The following is a 7,017-nucleotide window of genomic DNA, read 5'->3' as shown; positions in this document are numbered from 1 at the left end:
ACCCGGAGCATTGACCTTCAATCGGCCGCCGGGATTTGCGGTCACAGCCGCCGTCTTGCCATCGACGGTCAAAAGCCCTGTATTGTTGATGATGGAGGCCGAGATGATCGAACCGCCTGCACCAATGCCAAGCTCGCCGCCATTGACGATGGTGTCACCGCGATAAGTATTCTTCCCCGTCAGCCACAATGACCCGGCACCGGATTTCGTCAACCCGCCGAGATAAGCGGATGGATCGGCAAGTTTCTTGGCGAGGTAGGGAACACGCGTATTCTCCATCAAGGCGTATTCTAATTGCAGAGCTTTTTTTCCTTCGGCAATATCGCTGTCCAGAATTACGAAATCAGGCCCCTTGAGCAAATCGCTCAGTTGAGCGGCAGTCGTTTTAGCGGCCCAAAGATTAATTGGCTTAGACAGCAGCGATAGAAATTTTCCATATGTCGTTTTGCTGAGAAGCCGCTGAAAGACGCTCCCTGCGGTCTCATTCTTGTAAATGGCAGACTGCTCTTTTGCAAAGTTGCCGGTGCCTATCGCTTGCGCTAATGACTTTATCAATTCGGGCGCAGTGTTTCGTTGTGGATTGACAGCCGTTTCCAATTGACCGTCTCTAAGAGAGCCGGACCAACCCCCATTATTTTTCCGTTTGGTCCAATCAGCGGCGTCATCCGTTTCTTCCCTCTTGCGCTGATCGAGTGCGACCTGCGAGATATCATTGCTCCATGTATCATTCTCGCCGGTGCTCAGATTGGCTTCAACACGGCCCAGAAATTGGCTTGGGCCTTTCATGGCCTTTTCAAGGTTTGGTCTACCCCAACCGAATACATCATTCGGTACATTAGGATTGTCATTGGTAACCCGCTCATCGGTCAAGTGCGTCGCTGTGGTGAAGAGCAGATTACGGGCTTGGCTGTTATCGAGGTACGGAAAGCGTTGCATCACGAGAGCCAGTGATGCGGTCACATTTGGCGCTGCGGCAGACGTGCCATTATATACGGGCGTATACCCAGCTGTTATCTTATCATCAGGCTTTCCATGCCCAAGGTCATAGGTGTTGCCATTCCGACCGACTGAGGTGCTATAGATATCAATAGTTGGACCGGCCATGCACCAATATTTTGCAATACCGCACCGATCATAATGTGATTTTCCATCCTTATCGACACCCGTAACGCCAATCCAGTATTTCTCAATTTCAGGTTTGAGATAGGGCAAGGTCGAGACGGCGCGGGGGTTGTCTCTTTCCTCGTTGCCATTCGCCCAGACCTGAATAGTGCCGTATTGTTGCGAGACTTCTGTCGCTGCATCGAGAAATGTCTTTTTTCCAGAAAACAGAGAATGGAGCCTCGTCGTACCTGCAAGGGTGCCGTAGTTTCCGGATTTTTCTGATTCTTGCCCCCAACTGGAATTTACAACGCGCACAGCGTTGCGGGAAAGCACCGCATAGGCCTCTTTGAAATACTCATAGTCAACGGCAGGTCCAAAAATCGTCATGTCTGTCCCGCCGGAATTGGCCGAATAGAGATGTGCATCAAAGGCGATTCCATGCATTTCCAGCCCATCGCGCCTGCCTACCATCTCACCAGCAGCAGCGGTGCCGTGACTGTCATTGATGAGTGGATCGTAATTTCCTGAAACGGAAAATTTTTCTCCGTTCTTCCAGTTCCACTTACCCGCCTCTTCTTTCTCATATCTGTCCCCATCTAGACCGTAGGTTCCCTCGACCTTTAATGGCGTAAACTGGCCCTGCAATTGTGGGTGATTGGCAAGAATACCGGAGTCCACCTCGCCAATTTTAATACCCTTACCAGTGATGCCATGGGCATAGGCGTATTCCGCCTTTACGTCTGCCAAGGCGTGATCTTTTAAAAACTCCGGCGTGCGCCAGCTTGCGGCTGCCTTCTCCAGATCATTGGTCCTGCTGCCATCGGCATTGAAATACTTGGCCGGCGCCTGCTGTGCATGGGCACTCGGCCCGGCGGCAGCGATAATCAACGCAGCACAAACGCTGCTCATCAAATGCTTGCGAAAAGTGGAAAGGCGAATAGTCCGTGCGGAAAAACCCGCATCTGTGGCGTGAAAAGACATGAAATATGGTTCCCAACATAATTAATATTTGAAATATCAGGCAGTAAATAAAGTCGATAATATTCAATATGCTGTAAGGGAGTGACGAATGTGCCGAGTCGTCAAGCTAATATCGGCGTTTTGTACGGCATTTTCAGCCTCTGTGGCACTGAAGCAACAAAATTTGCCTATTTGCAGTTGTAATAGGCACTCCGGTGCAATTGAAGATGGTTCGTTTCAATAGCGCATGGCCTGGCGGGCCATGTTATCGGGCAATCTAACTCCGCCGGCTGATCAGCCTCGACCCCACCAGCAGCGCATAGGCGGCGAAAAACACCGCCAGTGAAATGGCAAATCCGCTGGGCCCCATGGCATCCATGCCGAGGCCAAGCGCCTGCGGGCCAACAAGCATGCCGACGGCATAGCAAAACACGAAAGCCGCATTGGCCGAGGCGAGTTCACGCCCTGTCAGTTGCGAGCCGAGATGGGCAAGGCCGACCGTATAAAGCCCTGCAACCACGCCGCCCCAGATGAAGAACAGCCCTGCCACCAGATACCAGTTGCCGGTAATGAAGGGCAGGACGCACATGCCCGCAAGGCCGACGAGGGCGCAGACGAGGAGGATCTTGCGACGGTCCTGCACATGGTCGCTCAAAAGCCCGATCGGGATCTGCATCAGCACATTGCCAAGGCCGATGGTGGTCAGGAGCAGGGCGGCATGTGCTTCCGAATAGCCGATGCGCGCGCCATAAACCGGGAAGAGGGCAAAGCCGCCGGTTTCCACCGCGCCGAAGACGAAGACGGCAGCCGTCGCCGTTGGCACCGCCCAGATGAAGGGTGCGAAGGGAACGTGTTCTTCCTCGTGGAAATCAGGGCTTTCCTTCCACGCGAGAAGCACGGGGAGCATGGCAAAAATAATGATGCCAAAGCCGACCGCAAAGGGCGTGATACCGGTGCTGCCGATGCGCGAAAACAGCCATGGCCCAAGCGCAAAGCCGAGCGACAGGACGGTTGCGTAAACGCCAAGCACCAGCCCGCGCTTTTCCGGCGGCGCGGCCGTGTTGATCCAGTATTCCGACAGGATGAACAGAACAGTCAGGGCAAAATGCAGGAAAACGCGCAAGATGACCCAGACCCAGAAATCACTGAAGACATAGAAGCCGAAGAAAGAACAGGCGCCGATCAGAAGCATGACCAGCAAGGTGGGCACAACCCCGAGCCGCGCGGCGATGGAGGCGGCAAAGGGGGCTGCGATAATCGAGGCAATGCCTGCAACGGCAGCGTTAAGCCCGATCATCGTGGCGGAATGGCCGCGGCTTTCCAGAATGACGCTGAGCAGCGGAATGCCAAGGCCGATGGCGACGCCGACGGCGCTGATGGTTGCGATGGCCGCAACCAGCGCGCGCCACGAAGACCGGACCACAATATGGTCCGGTGTCTGCTGCAGGGAATCCACTAGAAAACCTCTCGGACGAAGCGCCCGTATTTCATGGCATATTGAACGACGGAATGGCCGGGTTGCAGCGCCGAGTTGGTTTCCAGCAGTGCCTGCGCTTCCTGAATGATGGCGCGGGTGATTGTCGGAATGTCGAGTTTCAGCGCCTCGTCAAATGGCAACCAGCAGAGTTCTTCCAGCTCCTGCGAGGGGCCGGTGCCTTCGGGCAGGCTGTCGGCCACCGCTTCGCGAAACGTCATGAAAAATCGGGTATCGAACCGGCGCGTGCGACCGGGCGGGGTGGTGGCGCGGGCAAAATAGCGGATGGCGGAAAGATCGGGCAAAATCCTGCGCTCGGCAAAGGCCGCCCAATCCGGATGGCCGATGGATGCGGCGGCAACATGTTTGCCAAGCAGAAGACCGGCTTCCTCATAGGTTTCGCGGATGGCGGACAGGGCAAGCGCCCGGCAACGCTGGGCGCTGGGGCGCGTGCCCATGCCCAGAAGCAGCTTGGCTTCGTCAGAGGGGGTCAATTCGCTGGTGACGGCAATGCGTCCATCAGCCCGTTCGGTGCGCCCGCCCGGAAAGACGAATTTACCCGGCATGAAAACGTGGCGCATATGGCGGCGACCCATCAGAATGCGCAAATCCTTGCCCGAACGGTCGATGATCAGAAGCGAGGCGGCATCACGCGGCCGCAAACGGGCAGTTGCCGATCCCGCCTTGTCATTTGCAGATTTGTCGAGGTCACTCAATGCCATCATGTCACCGTTCCGGCGGTTCCAGTTCATCGGTTTCGCCGCCGAAACCATGCATGTAATTGGCCCATTGCAATCCAATAATCGCGCCCTTGATGGGTTGGAGCAGGGCGAGCGACAGGAGCACCGTCAGCGGCGCCCAGATTGCCAGATGCACCCAGCTCGAAAGCAGGATGAGCGTTTCCACGGCAAGGAATCCGCCCAGCACAATATGACCTACAATTGTGATGGTAATATATGCGGGAAAATCATCGGCTTGCTGGTGGGTATAGTCTTCGCCGCAGACGGCGCAGCGATCAACGGATTTGACGAAGGCGCGGAATAGCTTGCCTTCACCGCAATGGGGGCAGCGGCTGCGAAAACCGCGCCACATGGCCTGACCCACAAGGCGTCTGGGCCTTGCCGGTGCGGTATCCGCGCCAAAAATCTGCTCCGTCATTCCTTATCCTTTTCGCCTGCCGCGGGAAAACCCGCCGGGACGCTTCTGGTTTCCACGTGCAAAACGCTTGGCCTTGTGGTGTGAGCGTACACCGCTGGGAACAGCGTGCGGTTCGGTCAACATCTCGAACCGCAATGCACCGGCAACCGGCAGAGCTTCGATCAGGCGGACCTCGACGACATCGCCCATCCGGAAGCCTTTGCCGCTTCGCTCGCCCGAAAGGGCATGGTTGGTTTCATCGTAAAGATAGTAATCATCACCCAGGGTTGAAATGGGAATAAAGCCATCGGCACCATATGTCGCAAGGGCAACGAAGAGGCCAGCCTTGGTAACACCCGATATACGGCCCTGAAAGCTGCTGCCGACCTGTCCGGCAAGGTGATGGGCGATCAGCCGGTCAACCGTGTCGCGTTCCGCCGCCATGGCGCGCCGTTCGGAGGTGGAAATCAGCGCGGCGATTTCAGGCAGATCTTCCTCTTCCTTGTGGGTAATGCCGTCAGGTCCAAGCCCCAGCGCCGTAATCAGCGCGCGGTGGACGATCAAATCGGCATAACGGCGGATCGGCGAGGTGAAATGCGCATATTTCTGCAGGTTCAGCCCGAAGTGGCCAATATTCTCAGGATTGTACTCCGCCTGCGATTGCGAGCGCAGCACCACCTGATTGACCAGTTCCTGCTGCTCGCTGCCTTCAACGCGCTTGAGGATGTGGTTGAACTGGTTCGGGCGCAGTTCCGCACCGCGCGCCAGCGAAATGTCGAGCGTGCGCAGGAATTCACGCAATATTTCCTGCTTGGCCAGCGACGGCGCATCATGGATGCGGAAAATCAGCGGCTGGCGCTTGCGCTCCAGCGTTTCGGCGGCGGCAACATTGGCCTGAATCATGAATTCTTCGATGAGCTTATGCGCATCGAGGCGGGCAGGGACCACCACCTTGTCGACCTTGCCATCAGGCGTCAGCAGGATTTTCTTTTCCGGCAGGTCGAGTTCCAGTGGCTCCCGGGCATCGCGTCCGCGTTTCAGTACCGTATAGGCGGCCCATACGGGCTTCAGGATGCTCTCGAGGATCGGAGCTGTCTTCTCATCCGTTGCGCCGTCTATCGCCGCCTGTGCCTGCGGATAGGACAGCCGCGCGTGGGAGCGCATCATGATGCGGTGGAAGGTGTGCGAAATCTTGCGCCCATTGGCGCCGAAGGTCATGCGCACGGCAAGCGCAGGGCGGTCGACCAGTTCCTTCAGCGAGCACAGATCGTTGGAAATGCGCTCCGGTAGCATGGGCACGACACGATCAGGGAAATAGACCGAATTACCGCGTTTGAGCGCTTCACGGTCGAGCGCTGATCCGGGTGTCACATAGGCAGCAACGTCGGCAATGGCGACGGTGGCAATAAAGCCGCCGGGGTTGTTTTCGTCAGTGTCAGGCTCCGCATAGACGGCGTCGTCATGGTCCTTGGCATCAGCCGGATCAATGGTGACGAGCGGGACATGCCGCCAGTCCTCGCGGTGCGCCATGGTTGCCGGTTTGGCTTTGTCGGCTTCTTCGGTCACGCTGTCGGGGAAGACATGGGGGATTTCATGCTCGTGGATGGCGATCATCGACAAGGCGCGTTCGCTGGCCACCGAGCCGATGATCTGGCTGATCCTGGCGAGCGCCAGCCCGTAACGGCCAATCTTGGTCACTTCCACTTCGACCAGATCGTTGGCCTTGGCATTGTTCAGCTGGGTGGGATCGACTGATAGCTCCGCCTGCCGCCGCTCGACAGGTTCGATGCGCCATTCACCATTGTCGAGATGACGCAGCACACCAAGCACCGCATCCTTGCGATGTTCGATGCGCTTGATAACGCGCGCCGTATAGGCCGGACCGCTCGGATCAGCTCCGACGAAGATGCGGGCAAGAACGCGGTCGCCGACGCCGGGTGTCGGGCCCTTCTGGTTGCGCGAGGCGCGGATGAAGACGGTTGGCGGGCGATCTTCATGATCGGCTGGCCATTCAGCCGGTTTGGCAATCAGGCCGCCATCGCCATCGCGGCCAGTAATATCGAGTACCGCAACGCTCGGCAGACTGCCGGGCACAGCAAGGCGCTTTGCCCGCTTCTCGACAAGGCCGTCATCGGCCAGATCACGCAGAATATCTTTGAGGCCGATGCGAGCGTCGCCCTTGAGATTGAAGGCCTTGGCAATATCGCGCTTGCCCGCACGATCAGGATTCTCCTTGATGAACTGGAGAATCTCGTCGCGGCTGGGCAGATAGGGCTCGCGGTCGGAGCTTGCGGAACTGGCAGGCCGCTTTTTTCCTTTGGGTGGAGAGATACGGCGTGCCA

At 57.2% G+C, this 7,017-nt stretch carries 5 protein-coding genes; all 5 read right to left on the bottom strand.

All coding sequences use genetic code 11. From position 1 onward, the window contains the following. On the bottom strand, nt 1-1,851 hold a 1,851-nt coding region (locus FHW17_RS18560), incomplete at its 3' end, for a S8 family serine peptidase (protein ID WP_182510501.1). Nucleotides 1,852-2,341: 490 nt separating this feature from the next. Then, nucleotides 2,342-3,511: an MFS transporter gene (locus FHW17_RS18555; RefSeq protein WP_210275952.1), complete on the bottom strand. Its 1,170-nt coding sequence runs from the start codon at nt 3,509-3,511 to the stop codon at nt 2,342-2,344. An 8-nt stretch (nt 3,512-3,519) separates the two neighbouring features. Further along, complete coding sequence (locus FHW17_RS18550; RefSeq protein ID WP_246706893.1) at nt 3,520-4,263, bottom strand: NUDIX hydrolase; 744 nt, start codon at nt 4,261-4,263, stop codon at nt 3,520-3,522. Between the two features lies 1 nt (nt 4,264). Further along, nucleotides 4,265-4,696 (bottom strand): DUF983 domain-containing protein, encoded by a 432-nt coding sequence (locus tag FHW17_RS18545; protein WP_182510500.1) that lies wholly within the window; start codon nt 4,694-4,696, stop codon nt 4,265-4,267. 3 nt (nt 4,697-4,699) lie between these two features. Further along, the gene (gene rnr / locus FHW17_RS18540; protein ID WP_348643759.1) at nt 4,700-7,006 is read right to left on the bottom strand and encodes a ribonuclease R; all 2,307 of its coding nucleotides are present in this window, start codon (nt 7,004-7,006) and stop codon (nt 4,700-4,702) included. Nucleotides 7,007-7,017: the final 11 nt, after the last annotated feature.

Source organism: Phyllobacterium sp. P30BS-XVII, from assembly GCF_014138335.1.
Taxonomy (GTDB): domain Bacteria; phylum Pseudomonadota; class Alphaproteobacteria; order Rhizobiales; family Rhizobiaceae; genus Phyllobacterium; species Phyllobacterium meliloti.
Note: the sequence above shows the minus strand (reverse complement) of the source record. Positions and strands in the feature narration are given on the sequence as shown.

Excerpts from the sequence above, each read along its gene's own strand:
- FHW17_RS18550 (WP_246706893.1), bottom strand. The coding sequence starts at position 4,263 with ATGATGGCATTGAGTGACCTCGACAAATCTGCAAATGACAAGGCGGGA.
- FHW17_RS18545 (WP_182510500.1), bottom strand. The coding sequence starts at position 4,696 with ATGACGGAGCAGATTTTTGGCGCGGATACCGCACCGGCAAGGCCCAGA.